Here is a 24,838-nt window from a genome sequence, read left to right as displayed (position 1 = left end):
TTTCATCCAATTCGTTTATAGGCACGCCAGCAAAAGGCGCATGCCCGTTGCATTCACGGCCGCAGCTGGACGACATCCCGGCTGACGGCGTCCCGAAATCCTCGAAATCGAAAGGATCATCCGATGTCGATTGCTGCAGAGCGTAAGGCTCAGCTCATCAAGGAATTTGCAACCGTTGAAGGCGACACCGGTTCTCCGGAAGTCCAGGTTGCTATCCTGACGGAACGGATCAACAACCTGACCGAACACTTCAAGGGCCACAAGAAGGATAACCATTCCCGCCGTGGTCTGCTCGCGATGGTTTCCAGCCGTCGTTCGCTCCTCGACTATCTGAAGAAGAAAGACGAAGCGCGCTACACCAAGCTGATCGGTGCCCTGGGCATCCGTCGCTAAGCGACTTATCCGGCGGGTCTTTGCGGCCCGCCGGCTTTTTTATGGAGCGTTGAACGCTCGACGATTAAACTCTCCAGCCGCATAGGAAACGTGGCTAAACGAGAGAATCCAGCGAGCCGGATGGGCCGGTATCGCGGATCAACCGATGGCCCGTCATGGGGCAGGATTGCAGGATGCTTCGGCCCCTGCTTGCCGGAAACGCCGCTGAAAGCGGATGGTCGGGCAAAGCGGAAAACAGCCGATTGAAGCGTGAAGCCTCCCGTTGTCTTGCCCGTGATGCGCCATTTCATGCGGCCCTTCGACCGCCCGCGCTGTAACAGCCGCGGAGAGGTCCGCCGCACACGAAGGACAGAACATGTTCGATACCCACAAGGTTGAAATCGAATGGGCTGGGCGTCCGCTCAAGCTCGAAACCGGCAAGATCGCCCGTCAGGCTGACGGCGCCGTTCTCGCCACCTACGGCGAAACCGTCGTTCTCGCCACCGTCGTTTCGGCCAAGTCGCCGAAGCCGGGCCAGGACTTCTTCCCGCTGACCGTCAACTACCAGGAAAAGACCTACGCCGCCGGCAAGATCCCGGGTGGCTACTTCAAGCGCGAAGGTCGTCCGAGCGAAAACGAAACGCTCGTCTCGCGCCTGATCGACCGTCCGATCCGTCCGCTCTTCCCCGATGGCTACAAGAACGACACCCAGGTCATCGTCACGGTCATGCAGCATGACCTCGAAAACAACCCCGACGTCCTGTCGATGGTCGCCGCTTCTGCAGCGCTGACGCTGTCGGGCATCCCCTTCATGGGCCCGATCGGTGGCGCGCGCGTCGGCTACATCAACGGCCAGTACGTTCTGAACCCGCATCTCGACGAGATGGACGAATCGACCCTCGACCTCGTCGTCGCCGGCACCCAGGAAGCGGTGCTGATGGTCGAATCCGAAGCCAAGGAACTGCCGGAAGACGTCATGCTCGGCGCCGTCGTCTTCGGTCAGAAGGGCTTCCAGCCGGTCATCGACGCCATCATCAAGCTCGCTGAAGTCGCTGCCAAGGAGCCGCGCGAATTCGAAGCCGAAGATCATTCCGCTCTCGAAAACGCCATGCTCTCGCTTGCCGAAGACGAGCTGCGCAACGCCTACAAGATCACCGAGAAGGCTGCCCGTTACGCTGCCGTCGACGCAGTCAAGGCCAAGGTGAAGGCACACTTCCTGCCTGAGGGCATCGAGAACCCGGCCCATTCGGCCGAAGAAATCGGCGCCGTCTTCAAGCACCTGCAGGCCAAGATCGTTCGCTGGAACATCCTCGACACCAAGAGCCGCATCGACGGCCGCGATCTGGAAACCGTTCGCCCGATCGTGTCGGAAGTCGGCGTTCTGCCGCGCACCCACGGTTCGGCGCTGTTCACCCGCGGCGAAACGCAGGCGATCGTCGTTGCCACGCTCGGCACCGGCGAAGACGAACAGTACGTCGACAGCCTGACCGGCATGTACAAAGAACGCTTCATGCTGCACTACAACTTCCCGCCCTTCTCGGTCGGCGAAACCGGCCGCATGGGCTCCCCGGGCCGCCGCGAAATCGGTCACGGCAAGCTCGCCTGGCGCGCTATCCGCCCGATGCTCCCGGAAGCCGAGCAGTTCCCCTACACGCTGCGCGTCGTTTCCGAGATCACCGAGTCCAACGGCTCGTCCTCGATGGCCACCGTCTGCGGCACCTCGCTCGCTCTCATGGACGCCGGCGTTCCGCTCGCAAAGCCGGTTGCCGGTATCGCCATGGGCCTGATCAAGGAAGATGAGCGCTTCGCCGTTCTCTCCGACATTCTCGGCGACGAAGACCACCTCGGCGACATGGACTTCAAGGTTGCCGGTACCGACGCCGGCATCACCTCGCTCCAGATGGACATCAAGATCGAGGGCATCACCGAAGAGATCATGGGCATCGCGCTCAACCAGGCCAAGGGCGGCCGTCTCCACATCCTCGGCGAAATGGCCAAGGCCATTTCCGAAAGCCGTGGCCAGCTCGGCGAGTTCGCCCCGCGCATCGAAGTCATGAACATTCCGGTCGACAAGATCCGCGAAGTCATCGGTTCGGGTGGCAAGGTCATCCGCGAAATCGTCGAAAAGACCGGCGCCAAGATCAACATCGAAGACGACGGCACCGTGAAGATCGCCTCCTCGTCCGGCAAGGAAATCGAAGCGGCCCGCAAGTGGATCCACTCGATCGTCGCCGAGCCGGAAGTCGGCCAGGTCTACGAAGGTACCGTTGTGAAGACCGCCGACTTCGGCGCCTTCGTCAACTTCTTCGGCGCCCGTGACGGTCTCGTCCACATCTCGCAGCTCGCCTCCGAGCGCGTCGCCAAGACGACCGACGTCGTCAAGGAAGGCGACAAGGTCTGGGTCAAGCTCATGGGCTTCGACGAGCGCGGCAAGGTTCGCCTGTCGATGAAGGTCGTCGACCAGGCCACCGGCAAGGAAATCGTTGCCGAAAAGTCTGAAAAGAAGGGCGACGGCGAAGCCGCTGAATAAGCGCGCTTCACCCGAATGCATTCGGGGCGCGGGGCGGATCGCTCCGCGCCCCTTTCTTATAGCAAGATGACGGATAGACCGATGAGCCGAGATTCGTTGAAGACCCTGTTTTACCCGTTCGACAGCGGCGTGATCGACCCGCCGGGCGAGGGCGAGCGCGTGCTGTTCCTCGGCGCCGAGGCGGGCTACAGGCTGCCGCAGGGCTTCGAGGCGTCGATCTCGGCGGTGCAGCCGCTGCGGCCGCTCTATCGCGCCCTGGAAGCCGCCCGCGCCGACGTGGCGCCTGAAATCACCGGCGAGGACTACGACGTCACGCTGATCCTCTGCGGCAAGCACAAGGGCGAGAACGAAGACCGGATCGCCGAGGCGCTGAAGCGCACGCGCGAGGGCGGTCTGATCGTCGTTGCCGGCGGCAAGGAAGACGGCATCCAGTCGCTGAAGAAGCGCATCGCCAAGTTCGAATGGGACGGCGACCATCTGCCGAAGTATCACGGCGTCGCCTTCTGGTTCACTCGCCCGGAAGATGTCACCGACGCCGTACAAAAGCTTGCCAAGGTGCCGGTGCGCGTCGACGGCCTGTTCGAGGCCTCGCCCGGCATGTTCTCGCACGACCGCATCGATGCGGGCTCAGAGCTGCTGGCGTCGCGTCTTCCGAATGATTTCCATGGCCACGCCGCCGATTTCGGCGCTGGCTGGGGTTATCTCGCAGCCAAGCTTGCTGAAGCGTCACCGGGTACCAAGGGGGTCGATCTCTTCGAGGCCGATCACGAGGCGCTCGAGGCGGCCCGCGTCAACATGATGGCGAACGCGCCGCGCATGCCGGCCCGTTTCTACTGGTTCGACCTGACGAGCGAAGAGCCGCGCGACAAGTACGACCTCATCGTCATGAATCCGCCCTTCCATGAAGGCCACGCGGCTGAGCCGTCGCTCGGCGTCGCCATCATCAAGACGGCGCTGAAGGCGCTGAAGCAGGGTGGCAAGCTGATGATGGTCGCCAATCGTGGCCTTCCCTACGAGCAGGTGCTGGCGGAAAATTCCAAGGAATATGGCGAGACCTGCCGCAACGCCCGATTCAAGGTGCTCTGGGCCAAGCGCTGAGCCGCCGCAGGACGCATTTTGCGCCATCCGAGAATGGAAAAAGCCGGGCAGATGACCCGGCTTTTTTGCATCTGGCTGCAAGTCAGACTTAGCCCGTTGCCTTCGTCGCAGATCCGGCTCACCATGTGCCCGGTTTTACTGCCGGAGGATGAGTTCCATGACGTCGGGAGTGAACAGGCCGCCCTTGAGCGAGGATGCGGCCGAAGCTATTGCCAAGGACATCAAGCAGGGCGAGGGACATGGCGCGACCTCCGAGGTGCCCATGTCGTTCTTGCAGAGCCTCTATCGCTCGCCGCTTGACCCGGCGCGCCGGACCCATACGGGCTTCGTCGTGCTGGCGGTCATCGTGGCTCTGCTCGTGCTGTTCGTCCTGATTTGAGCTTGCCGGCAAAAGGCAGGCGGACCGGCGCGCGCCTCAGCCGCGCCTTCTCGCGACGACCAATAGCCCCGCAAGGGCGGCGCAGAGCAGGCCGAGTGACAACGGCAACCCGTGGTGTCCCGTCACTTGCATGACAAGTCCCGTTGCTGGCGAGCCAACCATGCCGCCGAGGCCCCAGGCGAAGGCAAAGGCGGCGTTGCCGGCGATCAGGGTCAGGCCGCTGAACCGCTCGCCGAGCTGGATCAGCGACAGGGTATAGATCCCGAACGTCACCCCGCCCCAGACGAAAACAAGCGGCCAGATGAGCCAGCTTTCGAACAGCCATGGCAGCAGCAGGCAGCCGACCAGGGAGGAAAGCACGCAGAACAGCATCGTCTGCGTCGATCCCCTGCGTTCGGAGAGGCGCCCGAGCAGGATCTGCAACGACGCGTTGCCGGCAATGAAGCAGGTGATGAGCGGCGCGACGCGCTCCTCATTGCTGCCAAGCGCTGCGCCATAGACCGCAAGCAGCGAAAGCAGGGTCTGCTCGAAGGCCGCAGCCGTTGCGACCGCAAACAGCAGCAAAGGCGCCAGCGCGAAAAACCCGGCGACGGACGTTGCTTCCCCATCCTGCGGCATCTCCGGCAGGCGCGACACCAGGGCAAGCAAGATCAGGCCGCAGGCGACAAAGGCCACGATGCCGATCAGGAACGGCGACCAGCCCGCCGTTCCGACCATCCCGAGCGACAGCGGCCCTATGGCGAAACCGGCTGAAACGACCGAGGAATAGAGACCCATGATGCGGCCCCGGCGGGACGCGGGCGTAATGGCCACCAGCCAGGTCTCGCTGATCACGGATAGCGGATTGGCGAAGACGCCCAGCAGAAAGCGAAGCGGCATCCAGGCCCAGACGTCGTCAGTCCACGCAATGGCGGCAAGCGTGCTGGCGGCCAGCACCGAACAGAGGATCGCGAGCCGGGCACCGCCCAGCCGCCGCGAAAGCATCGGGATCAGAGGCGCCGACAGGATGAACCCCAGCGGCGTCATGGCCGCCGACAGGCCGATCAGGGCGGGTGCGGTTCGCTGCCGCTCCAGGATGAAGCTGAGCAGCGGATAGGTGAGCCCTTGCGCCACCGCAAAGACGGTAACGGTGGCGATGATACCCGCCATCGCCGCCCAGGGGGCTTGATCCTCGCGGAACGTCGTGATCACCTCGCCAAGGGTCGGCGCCGGTGGCGGTCGCTGGTCCGATGTCATTGCGCGGCTCACCTCAAAGCACTTGCCAGAAGGGCCTGGCGAGCTCCTCCTCGACTTGACGTCGCGTCAGGCCGATATCGTCGATCAGATGCGGATCGCCCTTGAGCTTTCGATCGAGCTCTAGGTGAAATTGGTTCCGTTCACGCCAGGCGGCGACCATCCGTTTCAGCGTCTCGACAGGGGAATGCGAACGCGTCGGGCTCCTCGGCGTCTCAGGCGCCGCGGCCTGAGGCGATGCAATGGGAGAAAAGGGGGCGTTGTTCATGACAACCTCGCTATCGGCTTTGAGGGTCGGGGGGACCCTCGATCTGAAGGAGGTTGGATTCTGCGGAATAGGATCGGCGCCGTACTTAAGCCCTTCCAAAAAGTTCTCAAAAACTTCCAAACGGGCTATAGATCGCCGCATGCAGGATACACGTTTTGCCTTTGGTCCGTTCGTGCTTGATCCGGGTGCGGGAACGCTCCTGCGGAACGATGATCCGGTTGCGGTCGGGCATCGCGGCGTGAAGCTGCTTGCGGCGCTCGTGGAAAGGCCGGGCGAAATCCTCGCCAAGACCGAGCTGATGGACGCGGCCTGGCCGGGTACGGCCGTCGAGGAAGGCAATCTCACCGTACAGATCGCACAGCTCAGGAAGCTGCTCGGCCGGGCTGCCGACGGCGGCGAGTGGATTTCAACGGTTCCGCGCATCGGCTACCGTTTCATGGGCAGTATCGAGCGGCTGGCAGGCGGGCGAAAGCCGCTGCCGTTGCCGGGCCGGCCTTCGATCGCGGTGCTGCCCTTCGTCAATCTCAGCAACGATCCCGATCAGGATTCCTTCGCGGACGGGCTGACGGAGGATCTGATCACCGATCTCTCCCGGAGCGGTGGTCTGTTCGTCATCGCCCGCAATTCCACCTTTGCCTACAAGGGCAGGGCGATGGATGTGCGCGCGATCGCCGAAGACCTCGGCGTGCGCTACCTCCTGGAAGGAAGCGCAAGGCGCGCCTCCGGACGCGTGCGCATCAACGCCCAGCTGGTCGATGCGCTGAGCGGAGAGCACCTCTGGGCCGAACGCTTCGACCGCAACCTGGAAGACATCTTTGCCGTTCAGGACGAGGTGACGGCCAAGATCGTCGAGGCGTTGCTCGGTCGGCTGCGTACCCCGCCGTCACGCAATCGCCCCAGGAGCCTCGAGGCCTATGATCTCTGCGTGCGGGCGCGCAAGCTGATCGACGATTCGCCGCAGACCGCCCGGGAAGCGCATCTGATGCTCACTCGCGCCGTTTCGCTCGACCCTGATTATGCCGAGGCCTATCGCTGGCTCGCCATGAACCACTGGATGGGGTGGGTGCACTGGGGCGAGCCGATCGTACCGACCCGCGGCATCGCCCTGGAATTGGCGCGCAAAGCCGTCGCGATCGATCCCAACGACGCCGGTTGCCGCTGGGTGCTGGCCAATCTGCTTGCCTATGAGCGCAACTTCGCCGAGGCCGACGCGGAATTTGCCAGGGCCATCGAGCTTGACCCGAACGAAGCCGACACCTGGGCGACATTGTCCGACATCACGATCCTGGCAGGCCGGGTCGAGGAAGGGCTCGAGCACATTCGCAAGGCGTTCCGGCTGAACCCCTATCCGGCAAGCTGGTACTATCTGACACTCGGCCAGGCGCAGTATGCGGCCGGAGACTACGAAGCCGCGGTCGAGACGCTGCGCAAGGACGAGACCTACCGCACCAGCTCGCGTCGCTTCCTGGCGGCGAGCCTCGCGCAATTGGGGCGGTTCGACGAGGCACGCGCCGAGGTCGACCTGTTCCTCGTCGCCAACCCGCATTTCACGACCGGTTTCTGGGCGACGACCGAGCCGTTTCGTGACGCAGCGACGCTCGCGCACTTCGTGGACGGATTCCACAAGGCCGGCCTTCCGGACTGATGTTGTCTCGGGCCGTCGGGCCCTGTCGACCTCAAAAAAGAAACCCCGGCGAGGTGTCTCGCCGGGGTTTTCTAGAGAAGCTGGGTCGTCAGTCAGCGGCTTTGCCGCTGCCGTCACTCTGCGTCGGCGGTCCTGAGCGCATCGAGTGCCGGCATCGACGTAATGTTGTAGCCGGAATCGACGTAGTGGATTTCGCCGGTCACGCCGCGCGAAAGATCCGAAAGAAGGTAGAGGGCCGAGCTGCCGACATCGTCGATCGTGACAGTGCGGCGCAGCGGCGAGTTCTTCTGCTGCCAGGACAGCATCGCCCGGGCGTCGGAAATGCCGGCGCCGGCAAGCGTGCGGATCGGGCCCGCCGAGATCGCGTTGACGCGAATGCCGCGAACGCCATAGTCGGCGGCGAGATAGCGCACCGACGCCTCGAGCGCTGCCTTGGCGACACCCATGACGTTGTAGTTCGGCATGACGCGCATCGAGCCGCCATAGGTGAGCGTCAGCATCGAGCCGCCCTCATCCATCAGTTCGGCAGCCCGCTTGGCGATCTCGGTGAAGGAGAAGCAGGAGATCACCATCGTGCGGCTGAAGTTGTCGCGCGAGGTGTCGGCGTAGAGGCCCTTCAGCTCGTTCTTGTCCGAAAAGCCGATGGCATGAACGATGAAGTCGAGCTTGCCCCAGCGTTCCTTGATCGCATCGATGACCGCATCGACAGACGCAATGTCTTCGACATCGCAAGGAAGCAGGAAGTCGGAACCGAGCTCGGCCGCCAGCGGCTTGACGCGCTTACCCAGCGCCTCGCCCTGAAAGGTGAAGGCCAGTTCCGCGCCTTGCGCTGCAAGCGCCTTGGAGATGCCCCAGGCAATAGAATGGTTGTTGGCCACACCCATGATGAGGCCACGCTTTCCAGTCATCAGTCCCGTCATGGTGTTATCCGTTGTAGCGCTGGAAGACGAGCGTTGCGTTGGTGCCGCCGAAGCCGAAGGAGTTCGAAAGAACCGTATCGATCTTGGCATTGTCGATGCGCTTACGAACGATCGGAACGCCATCGAATTCCGGGTCGAGTTCGCTGATATGCGCGCTTTCGCCGATGAAGCCCGCCTGCATCATCAACAGGCCGTAGATCGATTCCTGCACGCCGGCCGCACCGAGCGAGTGACCCGTGAGCGACTTGGTCGACTGGATGTGCGGCATCTTGCTGCCGAACACTTCGCGGATCGCGCCGATTTCCTTGCTGTCGCCAACCGGGGTGGAGGTGCCGTGGGTGTTGATGTAGTCGACCTCGCCCTTCACGGTCGAGAGCGCCTGACGCATGCAGCGGATGGCGCCTTCGCCCGACGGAGCCACCATGTCGTAGCCGTCGGAGGTGGCGCCGTAGCCGACGATTTCGGCGTAGATCTTCGCGCCGCGGGCCTTGGCGTGCTCCAGTTCTTCGAGAACGAGAACGCCTGCGCCACCGGCAATGACGAAGCCGTCGCGGTTGGCGTCATAGGCGCGCGAAGCCGTCGCCGGCGTTTCGTTATACTTCGACGACATGGCGCCCATGGCGTCGAACAGGTTGGACATTGTCCAGTCGAGGTCTTCGTGACCCCCGGCAAACATCACGTCCTGTTTGCCCCACTGGATCATCTCGGCGGCGTTGCCGATGCAATGGGCCGAGGTCGAGCAGGCCGACGAGATCGAATAGTTGACGCCGTGGATCTGGAACCAGGTGGCAAGCGTCGCCGACGCCGTCGAAGACATCGCCTTGGGAACGGCGAACGGGCCGATGCGCTTCGGGCTGACGTTCTTGCGGGTGATGTCGGCCGCTTCAACGATGGTGCGGGTGGACGGTCCGCCCGAGCCCATGATGATGCCGGTACGCTCGTTGCGGGCGATGACGGCTTCTTCCAGACCGGAGTCGGCGATCGCCTGCTTCATCGCCACGTGGTTCCAGGCGCCGCCCTGAGACAGGAAGCGCATGGCACGGCGATCGACGAGTTCGGTCGGATCGAGCGACGGCGCGCCCCAGACCTGGCACTTGAAGCCATTCTCGGCGAAATCGGGAGAAAACGTGATGCCCGACTTGGCATCGCGCAACGACGCCGTAACTTCGTCTGCATTGTTCCCGATCGAGGAAACGATGCCGAGGCCCGTGACAACAACCCGTCTCATGGTACTGACCTTTTCTTTATTTCGTTGGCTGCGGAAAGGCCTGGATTTTACTCGGCCTTATCCTTCGACAGGCCGACGCGGAGGTCGGTTGCCTGATAGATAGTCTCGCCATCGGCTTTCAACCAGCCGTCGGCCGTGCCGAGCACGAGCCGGCCGCGCATGACGCGCTTGAAGTCGATGCCGTACTCGAGAAGCTTGGTATGGGGACGCACCATGCCCTTGAACTTCACTTCGCCGGTGGAAAGCGCCATGCCGCGGCCGGGCTCGCCAAGCCAGCCGAGGTAAAAACCGGTCAGCTGCCACATGCCATCGAGGCCGAGGCAGCCGGGCATGATCGGGTTGCCCTGGAAGTGGCAGGGAAAATACCAGTCGTCCGGCCGCACGTCGTACTCGGCGCGCAGGTAACCCTTGTCGAAGGCGCCGCCGGTTTCGGAGATTTCGGTGATGCGGTGGACCATCAGCATCGGCGGCAGCGGCAGCTGGGCATTGCCGGGGCCAAACAACTCACCACGGCCGCAGGCCAGGATTTCCTCATAGCTGAAGCTGGATTGTCTGGTCGTCATGAATAGATGTTTCCCCGCGTAACAAATTGTGTTGTCCGACCTGCTTTAGAGCAAGTTCGGCTTGAAATGAAGCGTGGCGACCCGGATCTTGCGGTTTTCCGTCCGGTCTCCATCGCTTCTGATGGCGATTTCACTCCGCCGTCGCTTACAGGATCAATGTGGGCGCGACCAGAGTTAATTGCCAGCATTCCCCGAGTTTGACCGGTTTTTCGGGCTTTGCAACGCCTGTCAGGGCTGGAATCTATTGAAAGGCGAGGACGTAAAAGTTATATCGCGGAGGAAGTATTGTGAATTTCGCCGGGATACATGGAACGACCCTTGATGACGAAAGCAACAGAAGTGAGTTCGGAAGAAAGGCTACGCCACTCAGGCCTGCGTCCGACCCGTCAACGCGTTGCCCTCGCCGATCTGATCTTTGCCAAGGGTGATCGCCACCTGACCGTCGAAGAACTGCACGAAGAGGCCGTCATGGCCGGCGTGCCGGTGTCGCTGGCGACCGTCTACAACACGCTGCACCAGTTTACCGAAGCCGGCATGATCCGCGTGCTGGCGGTGGAAAGCGCCAAGACCTATTTCGACACCAACGTGTCGGACCATCATCACTTCTTCGTCGAGGGCCAGAACGAGGTTCTCGATATTCCGGTCAGCAACATCCACATCGACAATCTGCCGGAACCGCCCGAGGGCATGGAGATCGCCCATGTCGACGTGGTCATTCGTCTGCGCCGTAAAAACGACCGCTGATCCGGCGGCCACCGTCATGGTGGCCGCGATGGCGATCGATCGCCGCTATTCCGTCACCGTCAGATTGGCGCGCATGCCGGCCTCGTAGTGTCCCTTGATGTTGCAAAGGAGCACGTAGCTGCCCGGCGCGAGCTTGGCTTTCAGCTGGCCGTCGGCTCCGGGCTTCAGCTCGGAAACCTCGCCGAGGCTCTTGAGCTGCTTTTCGTCGACCCGATGCTTGGCCGCGATGAGATTGATCTTCTGGTCGGCTGATTTCAGCTTCACCAGCACCATCTCGTGCTCTTCCGTCATGGCGTCGTTGTGCACCAGGAAGACAGTCTCGCCGGCCTTTATCGTCGACTGGTCGAGTGTCAGTGTCATCGGGCCGCCCGCTTCACCACCTTCGACGACCTTGACGGTCGTGGCGGCAAATGCCGGCGAGGCCATGCAAAGAAGGGCGAGTGCGGCAAGCTTGTTGCTGAAGAAACGCATGCTGTATCCCTTTCGCTGAAGCCGCCCGGGTGGCGGCCGACACCGCATCAACTACGATACCGGCGCTGTCCGCCGCCTGTCATAGGCACGCACGTGCGAAAGGCTCACATCACGTCGTCCGGATCGCGGCCCGGCAGCGCCTTGCCGGTCGGCAGCGTCCATCCGAACTTGAGCGCACCGGCACGCACGGCAAAGGCCGAGGCCACGCCGAGCGTTGAGGCGGCCACAAGTGGTAGTCCCGCCATCGTCGCCAGCACGTAGGCACTGGCACCGATCAGCGCTGCCGTCACATAGACTTCCGGCCGCAGCAGCACCGAGGGTTCTCCGGCCAGCAGATCGCGAAGCACGCCGCCGAACGTCGCCGTCAGCATGCCGGTAACGAGCGCGACGCTCGGCGACCCCGTCGCTGCATAGCCTTTCGCCGCACCCATCACGCAATAGGCCGACAGCCCGATCGCATCGAGCCAGACGAGGACCCGGTAGCGGGAATCGAAGAGATGGGCGGTGAAGAACAGGAGAACGGCGACCGTCGCGCAGACCAGAAGATAGGTCGGATTGGTGACCCAGAAGACGGGCGTTGCGCCGAGCACGACGTCACGCATCGTGCCGCCGCCGATGCCGGTGACCGAGGCCAGGAACAGATAGCCGATGATGTCGAGTTGCTTGCGCGAGGCCGACAGCGCCCCGGTTGCGGCAAACACGGCCACACCGGCATAGTCGAGGATTTCGAGGATCGGCATGGGCGCTCCGTTTCAGCCCGATTGGCTCCCGCAGATCATTAGCGCACCGTCGGGATGAAGTCAGGAGGCGCGCTGCCATTTGCTGCACTGGGGCGTGTCATGGTCGTCTAGCGCGGCAGCACCGTCTGAGTGCGGCCGAGCAGGTAATAGGCGACGAGCCCGGTCCATTCCTTGGCGGCCGTCGTTGTCAGCTGCGCGTTCAGCGAGGGCTGGGTGAAATCGAAGCCAAGCCGCACCTTGCCGCTGGTGCGGTAGTCGGTCGGCCAGGGCTGGACGTCGATGTCGTTGGCGCGGAACAGCCCGACGGAGCGCGGCATGTGATACGCCGAGGTGACGAGCGCACATTGCGTCAGCCCGTTTGCCGCCAGAAGATCCTTGGTGTAGCGCGCGTTCTCGAAGGTGGTGCGCGAATCTTCCTCGCGGATCACCCGATCGGCCGCAATGCCGAAGATGTCGAAGAACGCCTTCGAGGCCAGCGCATCGCCCTCGTAGGCGCCGCTGATCGAGCCATCGCCGCCGGAGACGAGGATTCGTGCTTCGGGATAGCGCTTGGCGAGGCTCGCTGTCTCGATGAAGCGGTCTGCTGCCTGGTTGAGCTCCGTGCCGCCGCGGCTTGCCATGACTTCGTTTTCGAAGGCGCCGCCGAGCACAATGATGCAGGAAAGCGCTGTCGGCGGCGTCGGGCGCAAAAATCGATCCTCAAGCGCTTGCAGGGCATAGGGGCCAGCGGTGGTGAACAGGCCGACGAAAAGAACCAGCGCGCCCAGGCTGCCGAGAACGGCGCCGATGCGGCGCCAGCCGATGGCCGTCGCAAGCAGCCCGGCGATGACGGCGAGCAGCGAGAACGACAGCGGCTGCACAATGAGCCAGAAGATTTTCGAGATCAGAAACATGACATCAGCTTCTGCGTTCCGCTGCTTAACAAATCATGAATGCATGGCGCGCGGCCGGATGTTGCGCGCGAAACGGCTGTTCGCGTTCGCGCAAGGTAACGCATGCATCATGTTCATCCGAACGTTGCGTGGGCGGCCCCGGCCACCACTTTCATTTGAAGCCGAAAGGAGTATCATCCGCGAGATGACCACGATAGCCGGCTTCCGATCGCAGCTGTTTCGTGCCGCCAACGAGGTCCATGACCTCACCCCGGTGCAGGCACAGCGTTTGCTTGAAGGCGCAGTGGCGCTGATCCGCTGCATGCGCGAGCAGACGGGCATGGAACCGAACACCGAAGCGCCGGACGTGACCAACATCCTGCTGGACATTGCCGGTTCCATACCCAAACGGTCCGAGCGCGAAATCCGCAATGCTCTGCTCGAATCCGCCGACATCATCCGGTTGCTGACGATGATCCTGGATTCGCTGGACGAAATGGCCGCGAACGAAGGTCCCTGAGGACCGGGCACTGATCAATCGAAGGAAGGTTTTGGTGGAGCTAAGCGGGATCGAACCGCTGACCTCTTGCATGCCATGCAAGCGCTCTCCCAGCTGAGCTATAGCCCCATATCGGGTTCCGGCTAGGCCGGTCCGGGAAGTTCGTCGAGCTGTTGTGCTCGGCGAGTGGCGGCTTATTACTTCCCCTTTTTGAGGATGGCAAGCCGAAAAATGCGTGGCCCGTGGATTTATTTTTTGTCCGGGCCGTTTTTCTCCCGTCCGGGCCACTTTGGCCGAGGACGGGAGCATTTCTTTGTCATTTGAAGCGCTTAGACGTCTTCTTCGTCGTCCGACACGCCGATGAGGTCGCTCATGTCGTCGTCATCGTCTTCGTCGTCGGTCTGCAGGAAGGTGTCGTCATCGTCGTCGCCGTCGATTTCGACGTCGTCGTCGCCGAGATCCGGCAGGTCGTCGCCGCCCGCTGCCTCATCATCGGCATCCTCGAGCGAAACGAGTTCGACTTCGGTGTTCTCTGCGTCGACTTCCGTTACCTCTTCTTCTTCTTCCTTCTCGAGCACCTTGGCGACCGAGGTTTCTTCGAAGAAGGACAGCGGATAGGACTTGCCGGTGTAAGGCGAAACGATCGGATCACTGTTCAGATCGTAGAATTTGCGCCCCGTTTCCGGGTCGATGCGCTTTGTTCCAAGTTCCGGTTTTGCCACAGTCAAAGCCTCTTGAATGGCCGGCCGAGCCGGCGCTTGCCGGAAAGCCGGCGGGTGGAAAGGGTATCAAGCTTATGATGATTAGCCGGTCCCCATAATCGTCTTGGCCGCATCTGTCAAAGACAAATCGCCAAAGCCCCGGCGTTGCTGGCTTTCCGGCTCTTGCCCGCCCCTTGTGGCGCTCCTCGAGCGGCCGCAATTTATGGAAACACGCAGCGAGGGTGTGATAGGAGTGCCGCGGTGCGGGCGCGGTTGTGCCCTTCGGTGAGAACGCCCTTTCGGGCCAGAGGATGCCGCATGTCTCATGGATCGGGCCCGAGACCCGCCACTGCCCGAAAGTCCGCCGATCTGCGCGGCTCGATCCGCATCCCCGGCGACAAGTCGATCTCGCACCGGGCGCTGATGCTGGGCGGGCTTGCTAGCGGCGAGACGCGCATTACCGGCCTGCTACAAGGCGCGGACGTGCTGGCCACCGGCCGCGCGATGCAGGCGATGGGGGCCCGCATTCGTAAGGAGGCCGATACCTTTATCGTCGATGGTGTCGGCAACGGTGCACTGCTTGCGCCGGAAGCGCCGCTCGATTTCGGCAATGCTGGCACAGGCTGCCGTCTGGCGATGGGGTTGGCGGGCGTCTACGACTTCGAAACGACATTCCTTGGCGATGCTTCGCTCGGCCGCCGGCCGATGGCGCGGGTTCTCGAGCCCTTGCGTGAAATGGGCACGCAGGTGAGGGCCGCCGCAGGCGATCGCCTGCCGGTGACCCTACGCGGACCGAAGACGCCTGCCCCGATCACCTATCGCGTGCCCGTCGCCTCGGCACAGGTGAAGTCGGCGTTGCTGCTTGCCGGTCTCAACGCGCCCGGCATCACCACTGTCATCGAACCGGTCATGACGCGCGATCATACGGAACGGATGCTGGAGGCATTTGGCGCCGCACTCTCTGTCGAGACCGACGTCAGCGGCGTCCGTACGATCCGCCTTGATGGTCGCGGCAAGCTTACCGGCCAGGAGATCGACGTGCCCGGCGATCCCTCGTCCGCGGCTTTTCCGCTGGTCGCAGCCCTGATCGTCCCAGGCTCGGACATCACGATCACCAACGTGCTGATGAACCCGACGCGCACGGGCCTGATCCTGACGCTTAAGGAGATGGGAGGGGATATCGAGGTGATCGGCAGCAGGCAGGTTGGCGGGGAGGACGTGGCGGATCTGCGCGTACGGCAATCGGAACTCAGCGGTGTCACCGTTCCCGAAGAGCGCGCCGCCTCGATGATCGACGAGTACCCGGCTCTCGCCATCGCCGCCGCCTTCGCCGAGGGGAATACCGTCATGGCCGGGCTCGACGAACTGCGTGTGAAGGAGTCCGATCGCCTCGCCGCCATCGCCGCGGGCCTGAAGCGCAATGGCGTCGATTGCGAGGAGGGCGCCTCGTCGCTGGTCGTGCGCGGCCGTCGCGACGGTAAGGGGCTCGGAAGCGCTGCCGGCGCGACCGTAAACACCCATCTCGATCACCGCATCGCCATGAGCTTCCTTATTTTCGGGCTTGCATCCGAACATCCGGTCACCGTCGACGACGTGTCGATGGTCGCGACAAGCTTTCCTGAATTCACGGACCTCATGACCAGCCTCGGCGCGAGGATCGCGTGAGACCCACGATTCCGGCGGTAACAATGAGATGGCTGCTGACACTCGCGGTCGTGGTTCTTCTGACGTTGCTGACGCAGATCGGTGGCGCCGTCTGGATCGTCACTCTTGGGCTCCTGCGTCGAAGGAGAGCCGGCGTTGCCGTATTTCTGGCGCTCTTTCTCGGCCTCTATGCGGCAGGGACCGCGCTCAGCTATGCCATTGCGCCGATCTTCGGCCGCGTTCCTCTACCCTGTTTCGACGACGGCACGTCGCGGCTGAAAATGCAGTCGCCGCTCTTCTGTGTCCTGAACCGCCAATATGTCGTTCCGGAACTGAAGGAAGCGGCCGCTGCCCTGTCACGCCATGTGGATCAGGTATTCCCCGGAACGACCACCTTGGCGCTCGACGCCAACTTTCCGTTCTTCGACGGTTTTCCGCTCTTCCCGCATTTGTCCCATTCGGACGGTCGGAAGCTCGATGTCGCGTTCTTCTATCAGGATGCCGAGGGCGATTATGAGGATCAGGCGACCCGCTCGCCAATCGGCTATTTTGCCTTCGAGCAGCCGGGACCGGACAGCATTCTCCCATGCCGGGATCGCGAAGACCTCTTGACCTTGCGCTGGGACTTGGACTTCTTGCAATCGCTGTGGCGGCCCTTGCCGCTGGAAGAAGGCCGGACCGCAGAGGCGCTCCGCTGGCTCTCGGCCGAGGGGGGCGGTTTCGGCATCGAGAAGATTTTCGTGGAGCCGCATCTGGCGCAGAGACTTGGCGTCGAAGCGGAGTCCATTCGGTTTCAGGGTTGCCGGGCCGCCAGGCACGACGACCATATACATATGCAGGTTGGAAAATGACGTTCACCATCGCTATCGACGGACCGGCCGCAGCCGGCAAGGGCACGCTCTCGCGCCGCATCGCCGAGGAATACGGCTTCCATCATCTCGATACCGGCCTCACCTACCGCGCCACCGCCAAGGCGCTGCTCGATGGCGGCTTGCCGCTCGACGACGAGGCGGTCGCCGAGAAGGTGGCGCGCGAGGTTGAACTGGCCGGGCTCAATCGCTCGGTGCTTTCTGCCCACGCGATCGGCGAGGCCGCCTCGAAGATCGCGGTCATGCCGGCCGTGCGCCGTGCGCTGGTCGAGGCGCAGCGGGCTTTTTCGCTGCGCGAGCCCGGCACGGTGCTCGACGGCCGCGACATCGGCACGGTCGTCTGCCCGGATGCGCCGGTGAAGCTCTATGTCACAGCATCGCCGGAAGTGCGGGCGCAGCGCCGCTACGACGAGATCACCGGCAATGGTCAGCCGGCCGACTACCAGACGATTTTCGAGGATGTGAAGAAGCGCGACGAGCGTGATATGGGCCGCGCCGACAGTCCTTTGCGCCCGGCCGACGACGCGCACTTGCTTGATACGTCTGAAATGAGTATAGAGGCGGCGTTTCAGGCCGCGAAGTCTTTGATCGATGCGGCCCTGATCAAGAAGATCTGAAGAAGAGCCCATCCCCGACACTGTCAGGATCGCTCTTCTTGCATAAGCCTGAAATTCCGTCCACGCGCCGGATTGTCCCTTCGATGGGGCGGACTGGGTTCAGGCCTGTTCAACACCAGCCCCCGGCGCATATGCGTCTCCCCCGTGAGATGCATGCAGGAGATTCCATGTCTGCTACCAACCCAACCCGTGACGATTTCGCAGCGCTTCTCGAAGAATCCTTCGCGAAGACCGATCTCGCCGAAGGCTATGTTGCCAAGGGCATTGTCACGGCCATCGAAAAGGACGTCGCCGTTGTCGACGTCGGTCTGAAGGTCGAAGGCCGCATCGCTCTGAAGGAATTCGGCGCGAAGGCGAAGGACGGCTCGCTCAAGGTCGGCGACGAAGTCGAAGTCTACGTTGAGCGCATCGAAAACGCGCTCGGCGAAGCTGTTCTGTCGCGCGAAAAGGCTCGCCGCGAAGAAAGCTGGATGCGCCTGGAAGTGAAGTTCGAAGCCGGCGAACGCGTCGAAGGCATCATCTTCAACCAGGTCAAGGGTGGCTTCACCGTCGATCTCGACGGCGCCGTTGCCTTCCTTCCGCGCTCGCAGGTCGACATCCGTCCGATCCGCGACGTCACCCCGCTGATGCACAACCCGCAGCCCTTCGAAATCCTCAAGATGGACAAGCGCCGCGGCAACATCGTCGTATCGCGTCGTACGGTTCTCGAAGAGTCCCGCGCCGAGCAGCGTTCTGAAATCGTTCAGAACCTTGAAGAAGGCCAGGTTGTCGAAGGCGTCGTCAAGAACATCACCGACTACGGTGCGTTCGTCGACCTCGGCGGCATCGACGGTCTGCTCCATGTCACCGACATGGCATGGCGCCGCGTGAACCATCCGTCGGAGATCCTGAACATCGGCCAGCAGGTCAAGGTTCAGATCATCCGCATCAACCAGGAAACCCACCGCATCTCGCTCGGCATGAAGCAGCTCGAGTCGGATCCGTGGGATGGCATCGGTGCGAAGTACCCGGTCGGCAAGAAGATCTCCGGTACCGTCACGAACATCACCGACTACGGTGCGTTCGTCGAGCTGGAGCCGGGCATCGAAGGCCTGATCCACATCTCCGAAATGTCCTGGACCAAGAAGAACGTACACCCCGGCAAGATCCTGTCCACGAGCCAGGAAGTCGACGTTGTCGTTCTCGAAGTCGATCCGACCAAGCGTCGTATCTCGCTCGGCCTCAAGCAGACGCTCGAGAACCCGTGGCAGGCATTCGCGCATAGCCATCCGGCTGGCACCGAAGTCGAAGGCGAAGTCAAGAACAAGACCGAATTCGGCCTGTTCATCGGCCTCGACGGCGACGTTGACGGCATGGTTCACCTTTCCGACCTCGACTGGAACCGTCCGGGCGAGCAGGTCATCGAAGAGTTCAACAAGGGCGACGTCGTTCGCGCTGTTGTTCTCGACGTCGACGTCGAGAAGGAGCGCATCTCGCTCGGCATCAAGCAGCTCGGCAAGGATGCAGTCGGCGACGCCGCTGCTTCGGGCGAACTGCGCAAGAACGCCGTTGTTTCGGCCGAGATCATCGCGATCAACGATGGCGGCATCGAAGTGAAGCTCGTCAACCACGAAGACATCACCTCGTTCATCCGCCGCGCTGACCTGTCGCGTGATCGTGACGAACAGCGTCCGGAGCGTTTCTCGGTTGGTCAGGTTGTCGACGCTCGCGTCACCAACTTCTCCAAGAAGGACCGCAAGATCCAGCTGTCGATCAAGGCTCTGGAAATCGCTGAAGAGAAGGAAGCCGTTGCTCAGTTCGGTTCGTCCGACTCGGGCGCTTCGCTCGGCGACATCCTCGGCGCTGCTCTGAAGAACCGCCAGAACAACGAGTAATCGTTGCCTGACGTTTGAATTGGAAAACCCGCGGAGAGCGATCTCCGCGGGTTTTTCTTTCCAACCAAGTCCGAATTGTGAAATCGGCCCCCAGCCCTGGATGGGGCTAGCCCGAGCTTAAGGCTGAACCGGCGTCTTAGCCGAGACCGCCGAGCCTGCGGTAAAGATCGTAGGCGTCGGGCGTTTCCGGTGCCTCGCCCTCCGGCATGGCTTCGCCGGTCGGCTCTCCATCGTCCGGATTTCCGTCGCCTCCCTCTTGTGCCGTTTCTTCCTCACCCGCTGCATCTTCGCCCGCGCCTCCGGGCATGCCGCGCGAATGGTCTTCGCCTTCCACCTCGCCGGCGGTCACTGGATAGGGGATCATCGCGAAGGGGATGGCCTCGCGTGGCAGGCCGTTTTCCACCAGCCTGGCGATCATCTGCTGCACCGTCTGCTCGTCCGTGGCGCGTTGCGGGCGAATGTCCGTGGGTCCGCGCGGTGGTGCAGCGGTCTCATCGGAGCGATCGTCGAGCAGCGACGGCAAGGTCGTGCCGGCGTCCGTTACGGCGCGCTGGCGGGCGGCGGCATCAGCGACGCGCATGCCAGCTTCCTTGGCGGCGGGCTGGGGCTGCGTAGCCGGCTCGTCCGTCTGCTGCGTCGCCGATCCCGGATCGCCATCGGCCGCGCCGGCAGGCAAGGCCACGCTGTCGCGGATGAGCGTCTTCATGGCCTCGGAGAGCACGCGTGCCGAGCGCACCTCCGGATCGTTGCGACCGGCAGCGGTGGTCCTGTGGCCATCTTCTTCGTCGGCATCGGGCAGCGGGCCGTAGGTGCCGTCGGGATCCTCGCCTTCGATCGTGTCGGCAGCCTCCATTTCATCGGTGCCATGCGCTTCAAGCGGTGTTGCGGCACTTTCTCCGGCGGGCGCTTCCGTCTCGCCGTGTCCGACTTCGCCGGATTGCAGGTCCTGCTCGGCCTCGGCGATGGGGCCAGACAGCGATGCCGCTTCCGCGATCTCGCCTTCGCCCGCAAGCAGCGAGACAGCGCTCCCGATCGGCGTGTCGCCCGATGACGCGCTCTTCGCGGCGTTCGCGCGCGCCTCACCCCGCTCCGTGGGCTTTTCGCTTCCGATCTTTGATGGCGCTTCGGTTCCGGCCGCGTCCAGATCCTCGCCCTGCGGCTCGGTCACATCGTTGCCGACGCCAAAGGTCTTGCGCAGCACAGCCTGTAGAAGTGCGACTTCACCACCGAGCGGCGTGCGTGCCGCGGTCTGGCTGAACGGCAGCGCAGGCTGGAGCGAGGGGTTGCGCAGGATGAGGTCGCGCGCCTGTGCCGGCATGGGTGTCGCGGTGCCGCCCGGCGCGCTCGTGCCGTTGCGGATCGCCGGCAGGTCCGCTAGCAGGCCGACGCGGATTGAAAGATTGCGCCCGCCAAGCTGACGCTCCAGAAGCAGCCGGTCGGACGTCGGCATCGATTCGAGGAAGGCCACCAACCGCCGGACGAAATCGCGCCCCCCCTCCTGCGGGAGTGGCGGGAACTTCAGGATGCGCGCGAGATCCTCCATCAGCCGCACCAGCGCGTCCTTCGAAAGGATCTCACGACCGGAAAGATGCCGCGTCAGCGCATCGAGGATCTTCTGTATGGCTTCGCCACGCTGGCTGGCGGTCAATGGTGCTGCAGGCTGCAGCGTCCTTGCGCTCGTCTCTTCCGTGGGGCCCGCGGTTCGAGCCGCCTGGATGGGTATCAGCATTCTGGTCTCCATCTCGCTTGACCTCGGTTTGACCATTCGTCGTTGAATGACGAAACGCCCTCGGGCGCGGTCCGATTTTTCGGCTTGCGCGCGACTTTCTGTTCATCACTTGCGGGGTGGCGCCTCATGCGCGTCGTGGCGAATGGCCAGACAGCCGCGGCTCGGCCGCGGATAGGAGAATCGGCATGATGGTTTGAGGTTAGGGCAAAGAGGTTTATGAATTCTTAACCATGTTTCGGCTTCCGGCATGTCGCGACCCAGCTTGCGGACGGGTCGGCGGAGCCTATCTTTAAGGGAGCCGCTCTGCAGGCTCGAATGGTGTCTGTGCCAGGAGTTTCGGATGACAGTCCGTCCCCCAAAAGCCCTAGGCCCGAACTTCTCGACGGCCGGCGCCTTCAACGTGCTCGAATACGAACTGATGTCCGAGCGCGCCGATGCGCTTGGCCGGCATGGCCTCAAGGTCGAAAAGGCGCTTGCAGCGCTTGCGGCATTGAAGGGAGATGTGGCGAGGGATCTACGCGAGCGGGTGCTCGACGAGGCGGCCGATGCCGTATGGGCCTTCCTCATTCAGCGGGAGATTTGCGGCCTGCGTGACAGCCGCGATGTGGTTCGCCGCTATGGCATACCCAAGGAGGTCATGGCGCGGCTCGGCATCGTGCGCCGAAAGCCGTCAGGGGCTTAGCGCAGCGAGCCTATAGAGGCCGTTGTCGTCGAAGCGCAGAAAGGGGCCGGCTGCCGTGCGTTGGTCCGCGATATCTTCCATCTCGTCCTTGAGGTGGAGCGCCCGCAGATGCTGCTCCTCTTCGTCGAGCGACAGCTTGTCGGTTCTGCGCGTCGGGTCACCGCGCAGGCTGTTGAGCTGGGCTTCCTCAGTCGACGCAGGCTCCGTCGCGCTCTTCAGGCGGTCGACGGCATTTGCGGCTTGTGCAACGCTTTGAGGTCCCTTGTCGCTCGTTTCGCCGAGCGCAACCTTCAGTGCGTCGTTTTCCGGGCCGCCGGGGTTCTTGAGCGCCTCGACCACCTCCGTAAGCGATAGTCCGAGCTTGTCGAGCCCCAGTTCTTCCTCGATTTTCGCAATGGCGGGCGATTCCAGCTGCTTCAGCTGGTTCTCGATTTCCCTTGCAAAGGCGGAATCGGACTTGAACGTTTCGCGCTCGATGTCGAAAAATTTTCCGACCTCACGGATGAGCACGGCGCGGTTGTTGTTGGCGTCGTTGCGAGCATGATCGAAGAAGTAGCCGTTGATCTTCTCGTTGGCGGCCTTTTGAGCGCCATCGGGCTCGACCTGCGCCCTAAGGAGCCGGTCGTCCTTTGTGCTCTTGGCCTTTTCTTCTTCCTCCGTCTGCCGCTTTTCGATGTCCTTGAGGATCGAGCCGACCAGATTGGTCGTCGCGGTGGCGGCAGATTGCTGGGTCGGAAGCAGCATGATTCATCCTGGCAGCACGGTGGATCGTTTTGAAACGGTAGGCTCTTGCAGTTAATGCCGGTTTAACTGGCGCTGCCGAGATGTTGGGGCACGCAAGCGCCGGTGATGGCGCGCAAAACTTCCAACTCCCGCTAATGCGGGGCGGAGAGAAGGTGCGCAGGCGGTACGGCCGGGCCGCGCCCCAATTAGGGCGCTAGAGCGTTTCTCGTGCGTTCATGCGGACGCGCCGCGCTCTAGCGATAGGGCGAATAGCAGACCTTGTAAGCGCCGCCGTAGCTCAAGAACCGGTTGGTTGCCGGATTGTAGGAACGGTAGCGCGACAGGCACCAGCTGACATGGGCGTTGCCGCCACCGACATACCGATCGCGATAGTAGTAGTTGCCGCCGTAGTAACGGCGGGGATAATAGCCGCGATTGTAGCCGTAGCGGGGATAGTAGCCGTAGCGGGGGTAGTATCCGCCGCCATAGTAACCGCCGCCGTAGTATCCGCCCGAGCCGAAGTAGAGGGTCAGGCCGGAGCCGCCATAGTAGGGGCTACCCCATCCGCGTCTGTAATAGGGGCCTCCCCAACCGCCTCGCCAGCCGTATCCGCCATATCCGCCGTAACGGCGGTGGTAAAACTGCACATTCTGGACGTCGCCTTGTGCCTTGATCTGAAGGTCGGGCGCCTGAAGCGGCATCGCCTGCACAGGTCCGACGGGGGTGATCAGGGAGGCGGCGGCCAAGCTGCAGCCGATAACGAAATTGCGAAATCCCGTCATTTTGTCCTCGCTTTCGGAAAGCACTGCCTTCCGGTTGTGTCCCTGCCTGTATTACGTTTGCATTTCTTGGTTTATTCATGGCAATGGGCAGGGAGCGTGCAGAAGGGAGCCTCGGAGCTCCGGCCTTTGGCCAACTTGCCCGGAAAGCGCTTGTCCCGCGTGCGCGCCGTTTTGTTTTTGTCCCTTTTTCGCCCGGCAGCGGGCAGCGGAGAATGCGATGCAGTTGAAGTTTGGTACCAGCGGCCTGCGTGGCCTTTCAGAGGAACTGAAGGGTGAGCCTTCGGCCCGCTACGCGACCGCGTTTGCGCGCTATCTTCTGACGTCCGGGCGCAGCCAGCCGGGTGACCCGATCGTGATCGCCCGCGACTTTCGCGATTCGAGCCCGGAAATCGCCGCAGTCTGTGCCTCGGCACTCGCGCGCGAAGGACTGCGCGTCTTCGATTGCGGCACGGTGCCGACGCCGGCGCTTGCGCTTTATGGCCGCGAATGCGGAGCGGCCGGTCTGATGATCACCGGCTCCCATATCCCGGCTGATCGGAACGGCATCAAGTTTTATCGGCCGGATGGCGAAATCGACAAGGAAGATGAAGTCGCCATCAGCCGGATTGCCGATGAAATCGCCGGGCAGATCGAGCCGGTCGCCAATCAGGGCATTGGTGAGGACCATGCGTCCCGCGCATCCTCGCTCTTCATCGAGCGAAACCGGCAGTTGTTGCCCGCCGGCGCGCTCGCCGGCCTCAAGGTCGGCGTCTACCAGCACAGCACCGTCGCGCGGGATCTTCTCGCCGATCTGATCGCCTTCTTTGGCGCCGAGGTCGTCGCCCTTGGACGTTCGGAACACTTTATCCCCGTCGATACCGAAGCGGTGTCGACCGACACGATCGAACGCCTTCAGGAATGGGCCCGCGAACACCGGCTCGATGCGATCGTATCGGCGGACGGCGACGGCGACCGGCCGCTGGTCGCGGACGAGAACGGCTTGCCGCTACGCGGCGATCTCCTCGGGCTGATTGCCTGCGGCTTCCTCGGTGCGACGCTTGTCGTCACGCCGGTCACCTCGAATTCGGGCCTGGAGCGCAGGGAAGGGCTCTCCGTGCTGCGCACCCGCGTCGGGTCGCCCTTCGTGATCGCCGGAATGCAGCAGGCCCTGGACGAGGGGTCGACCAAGGTCGCCGGCTTCGAGGCCAATGGCGGCACGCTGACGGCCAGCCCCTTCGTCGTCAACGGCGCAACCCTCCAGCCGCTGCCCACTCGCGATTGCGTCCTGCCGATCGTCGCCGCACTGGCTGCGGCGGCAGAGGCCAAACTCTCGCTGTCGGTGCTGGCCGCCTCCTATCGGCTTCCCGTGGCGCTCAGCGACCGGCTCGAAAACTTCCCGGTCGAAACCAGCGCCCGGCTGATGGCCTATTTGCGCGGCGGCGACGAAAATCTCGCGGCATTCCTGGCGCCGATCGGCCGGCCGGTCGCCGTCAGCGATATCGACGGGCTGCGGGTGACGCTTGACGACGGTCGCATCATTCACTTCCGCCCCTCCGGAAATGCACCGGAGATGCGTTGCTATGTCGAAGCGGACACGGCCGAGGCGGCCGAGGGACTGCTGTCGAGCGGTCTATCCACAATCCGGCATTGGGCAAAAACCGCCTCGAACTGAGTTT

The 24,838-nt window shown here is 63.0% G+C and carries 26 protein-coding genes and 1 tRNA gene; 13 read left to right on the top strand and 14 right to left on the bottom strand.

The annotated features are described in order from the left end of the window. Window positions 1-123 precede the first annotated feature (123 nt). Window positions 124-393 (top strand): 30S ribosomal protein S15, encoded by a 270-nt coding sequence (gene rpsO / locus IB272_RS04840; RefSeq protein WP_029742369.1) that lies wholly within the window; start codon window positions 124-126, stop codon window positions 391-393. 5 nt (window positions 394-398) lie between these two features. On the opposite strand, the gene IB272_RS04835 is transcribed toward rpsO, so the two are convergent. Beyond that, a complete protein-coding gene (locus tag IB272_RS04835) occupies window positions 399-683 on the bottom strand; it encodes a hypothetical protein (protein WP_162732959.1) in 285 nt (94 codons plus the stop codon). 65 nt (window positions 684-748) lie between these two features. On the opposite strand from IB272_RS04835, the gene pnp reads away from it, so the two are divergent. The 3 genes from pnp to IB272_RS04820 all read left to right on the top strand — a co-directional run bounded on the left by pnp (window position 749) and on the right by IB272_RS04820 (window position 4,379). After that, window positions 749-2,902 carry a polyribonucleotide nucleotidyltransferase gene (gene pnp, locus IB272_RS04830; protein ID WP_029742370.1) on the top strand — a complete coding sequence of 718 codons (2,154 nt, stop codon included), beginning with the start codon at window positions 749-751 and terminating at the stop codon, window positions 2,900-2,902. A gap of 81 nt (window positions 2,903-2,983) precedes the next feature. After that, a complete protein-coding gene (locus IB272_RS04825) occupies window positions 2,984-4,000 on the top strand; it encodes a class I SAM-dependent methyltransferase (RefSeq protein WP_060580570.1) in 1,017 nt (338 codons plus the stop codon). Window positions 4,001-4,157: 157 nt separating this feature from the next. Further along, window positions 4,158-4,379 carry a hypothetical protein gene (locus IB272_RS04820; protein ID WP_029742372.1) on the top strand — a complete coding sequence of 74 codons (222 nt, stop codon included), beginning with the start codon at window positions 4,158-4,160 and terminating at the stop codon, window positions 4,377-4,379. 36 nt (window positions 4,380-4,415) lie between these two features. Here the strand turns inward: IB272_RS04820 and IB272_RS04815 are convergent, their stop codons facing one another. Then, the gene (locus IB272_RS04815) at window positions 4,416-5,615 is read right to left on the bottom strand and encodes an MFS transporter (RefSeq protein ID WP_060580679.1); all 1,200 of its coding nucleotides are present in this window, start codon (window positions 5,613-5,615) and stop codon (window positions 4,416-4,418) included. A gap of 13 nt (window positions 5,616-5,628) precedes the next feature. Further along, a complete protein-coding gene (locus tag IB272_RS34845) occupies window positions 5,629-5,880 on the bottom strand; it encodes a DUF1127 domain-containing protein (RefSeq protein ID WP_060519868.1) in 252 nt (83 codons plus the stop codon). A 139-nt stretch (window positions 5,881-6,019) separates the two neighbouring features. Between IB272_RS34845 and IB272_RS04805 the strand changes: the two genes are divergently transcribed. Continuing rightward, entirely contained in the window at window positions 6,020-7,525 is a 1,506-nt protein-coding gene (locus tag IB272_RS04805; protein WP_060519517.1) for a winged helix-turn-helix domain-containing tetratricopeptide repeat protein, read from the top strand. Window positions 7,526-7,638: 113 nt separating this feature from the next. On the opposite strand, the gene fabI is transcribed toward IB272_RS04805, so the two are convergent. Genes fabI through fabA form a run of 3 tightly spaced genes read right to left on the bottom strand, consistent with a single transcriptional unit; the run spans window position 7,639 to window position 10,236 of the window. Beyond that, window positions 7,639-8,445, bottom strand: a complete 807-nt coding sequence (gene fabI, locus IB272_RS04800; RefSeq protein WP_029742377.1) for an enoyl-ACP reductase FabI — start codon at window positions 8,443-8,445, stop codon at window positions 7,639-7,641. 4 nt (window positions 8,446-8,449) lie between these two features. Beyond that, a complete protein-coding gene (gene fabB, locus IB272_RS04795) occupies window positions 8,450-9,673 on the bottom strand; it encodes a beta-ketoacyl-ACP synthase I (RefSeq protein ID WP_029742378.1) in 1,224 nt (407 codons plus the stop codon). 47 nt (window positions 9,674-9,720) lie between these two features. Next, a complete protein-coding gene (gene fabA, locus IB272_RS04790) occupies window positions 9,721-10,236 on the bottom strand; it encodes a 3-hydroxyacyl-[acyl-carrier-protein] dehydratase FabA (RefSeq protein ID WP_029742379.1) in 516 nt (171 codons plus the stop codon). A 321-nt stretch (window positions 10,237-10,557) separates the two neighbouring features. Between fabA and irrA the strand changes: the two genes are divergently transcribed. Beyond that, the gene (irrA, locus tag IB272_RS04785) at window positions 10,558-10,980 is read left to right on the top strand and encodes an iron response transcriptional regulator IrrA (protein WP_029742380.1); all 423 of its coding nucleotides are present in this window, start codon (window positions 10,558-10,560) and stop codon (window positions 10,978-10,980) included. 45 nt (window positions 10,981-11,025) lie between these two features. Here irrA and IB272_RS04780 read toward each other — a convergent pair whose 3' ends face one another. The 3 genes from IB272_RS04780 to IB272_RS04770 form a co-directional block, all read right to left on the bottom strand. Further along, entirely contained in the window at window positions 11,026-11,451 is a 426-nt protein-coding gene (locus IB272_RS04780) for a plastocyanin/azurin family copper-binding protein (protein ID WP_034804743.1), read from the bottom strand. 104 nt (window positions 11,452-11,555) lie between these two features. Continuing rightward, entirely contained in the window at window positions 11,556-12,191 is a 636-nt protein-coding gene (locus IB272_RS04775; protein WP_034804739.1) for a trimeric intracellular cation channel family protein, read from the bottom strand. 107 nt (window positions 12,192-12,298) lie between these two features. Then, complete coding sequence (locus tag IB272_RS04770) at window positions 12,299-13,084, bottom strand: YdcF family protein (protein ID WP_060580571.1); 786 nt, start codon at window positions 13,082-13,084, stop codon at window positions 12,299-12,301. Between IB272_RS04770 and IB272_RS04765 the strand changes: the two genes are divergently transcribed. Then, a complete protein-coding gene (locus tag IB272_RS04765; protein ID WP_162732960.1) occupies window positions 13,053-13,583 on the top strand; it encodes a hypothetical protein in 531 nt (176 codons plus the stop codon). The two genes, IB272_RS04770 and IB272_RS04765, sit on opposite strands and share 32 nt — an antisense overlap. A 32-nt stretch (window positions 13,584-13,615) precedes the next feature. Here IB272_RS04765 and IB272_RS04760 read toward each other — a convergent pair. Both IB272_RS04760 and IB272_RS04755 read right to left on the bottom strand, forming a co-directional pair. Further along, window positions 13,616-13,691, bottom strand: a tRNA-Ala gene (locus IB272_RS04760). 200 nt (window positions 13,692-13,891) lie between these two features. Continuing rightward, window positions 13,892-14,284: a TIGR02300 family protein gene (locus IB272_RS04755; protein WP_029742385.1), complete on the bottom strand. Its 393-nt coding sequence runs from the start codon at window positions 14,282-14,284 to the stop codon at window positions 13,892-13,894. Window positions 14,285-14,581: 297 nt separating this feature from the next. Here IB272_RS04755 and aroA point away from each other — a divergent pair, with 297 nt between their 5' ends. The 4 genes from aroA to rpsA all read left to right on the top strand — a co-directional run bounded on the left by aroA (window position 14,582) and on the right by rpsA (window position 19,267). Beyond that, the gene (gene aroA, locus IB272_RS04750) at window positions 14,582-15,928 is read left to right on the top strand and encodes a 3-phosphoshikimate 1-carboxyvinyltransferase (protein WP_060580572.1); all 1,347 of its coding nucleotides are present in this window, start codon (window positions 14,582-14,584) and stop codon (window positions 15,926-15,928) included. Window positions 15,929-15,951: 23 nt separating this feature from the next. Continuing rightward, window positions 15,952-16,758 carry a hypothetical protein gene (locus IB272_RS04745; RefSeq protein ID WP_060580573.1) on the top strand — a complete coding sequence of 269 codons (807 nt, stop codon included), beginning with the start codon at window positions 15,952-15,954 and terminating at the stop codon, window positions 16,756-16,758. Next, window positions 16,755-17,393: a (d)CMP kinase gene (gene cmk, locus IB272_RS04740; RefSeq protein ID WP_060580574.1), complete on the top strand. Its 639-nt coding sequence runs from the start codon at window positions 16,755-16,757 to the stop codon at window positions 17,391-17,393. The genes IB272_RS04745 and cmk overlap by 4 nt, the downstream gene beginning before the upstream one ends. Before the next feature lie 149 nt (window positions 17,394-17,542). Next, window positions 17,543-19,267, top strand: coding sequence for a 30S ribosomal protein S1 (rpsA, locus tag IB272_RS04735; protein ID WP_082005877.1), 1,725 nt, complete (start codon window positions 17,543-17,545; stop codon window positions 19,265-19,267). A gap of 136 nt (window positions 19,268-19,403) precedes the next feature. Here the strand turns inward: rpsA and IB272_RS04730 are convergent, their stop codons facing one another. Further along, complete coding sequence (locus IB272_RS04730; protein ID WP_162732961.1) at window positions 19,404-20,996, bottom strand: hypothetical protein; 1,593 nt, start codon at window positions 20,994-20,996, stop codon at window positions 19,404-19,406. A 340-nt stretch (window positions 20,997-21,336) separates the two neighbouring features. On the opposite strand from IB272_RS04730, the gene IB272_RS04725 reads away from it, so the two are divergent. After that, window positions 21,337-21,678 (top strand): DUF6665 family protein, encoded by a 342-nt coding sequence (locus IB272_RS04725; protein ID WP_060580576.1) that lies wholly within the window; start codon window positions 21,337-21,339, stop codon window positions 21,676-21,678. On the opposite strand, the gene IB272_RS04720 is transcribed toward IB272_RS04725, so the two are convergent. After that, the gene (locus tag IB272_RS04720) at window positions 21,667-22,422 is read right to left on the bottom strand and encodes a hypothetical protein (RefSeq protein ID WP_060580577.1); all 756 of its coding nucleotides are present in this window, start codon (window positions 22,420-22,422) and stop codon (window positions 21,667-21,669) included. The two genes, IB272_RS04725 and IB272_RS04720, sit on opposite strands and share 12 nt — an antisense overlap. Window positions 22,423-22,655: 233 nt before the next feature. Continuing rightward, window positions 22,656-23,183, bottom strand: coding sequence for a BA14K family protein (locus IB272_RS04715; RefSeq protein ID WP_113135476.1), 528 nt, complete (start codon window positions 23,181-23,183; stop codon window positions 22,656-22,658). Between the two features lie 223 nt (window positions 23,184-23,406). Between IB272_RS04715 and IB272_RS04710 the strand changes: the two genes are divergently transcribed. Then, window positions 23,407-24,834 carry a phosphomannomutase gene (locus IB272_RS04710; protein ID WP_192444229.1) on the top strand — a complete coding sequence of 476 codons (1,428 nt, stop codon included), beginning with the start codon at window positions 23,407-23,409 and terminating at the stop codon, window positions 24,832-24,834. Window positions 24,835-24,838 lie beyond the last annotated feature (4 nt).

It is taken from the genome of Ensifer sp. ENS08, assembly GCF_014852195.1.
Lineage (GTDB): Bacteria > Pseudomonadota > Alphaproteobacteria > Rhizobiales > Rhizobiaceae > Ensifer > Ensifer adhaerens.
Note: the sequence above shows the minus strand (reverse complement) of the source record. Positions and strands in the feature narration are given on the sequence as shown.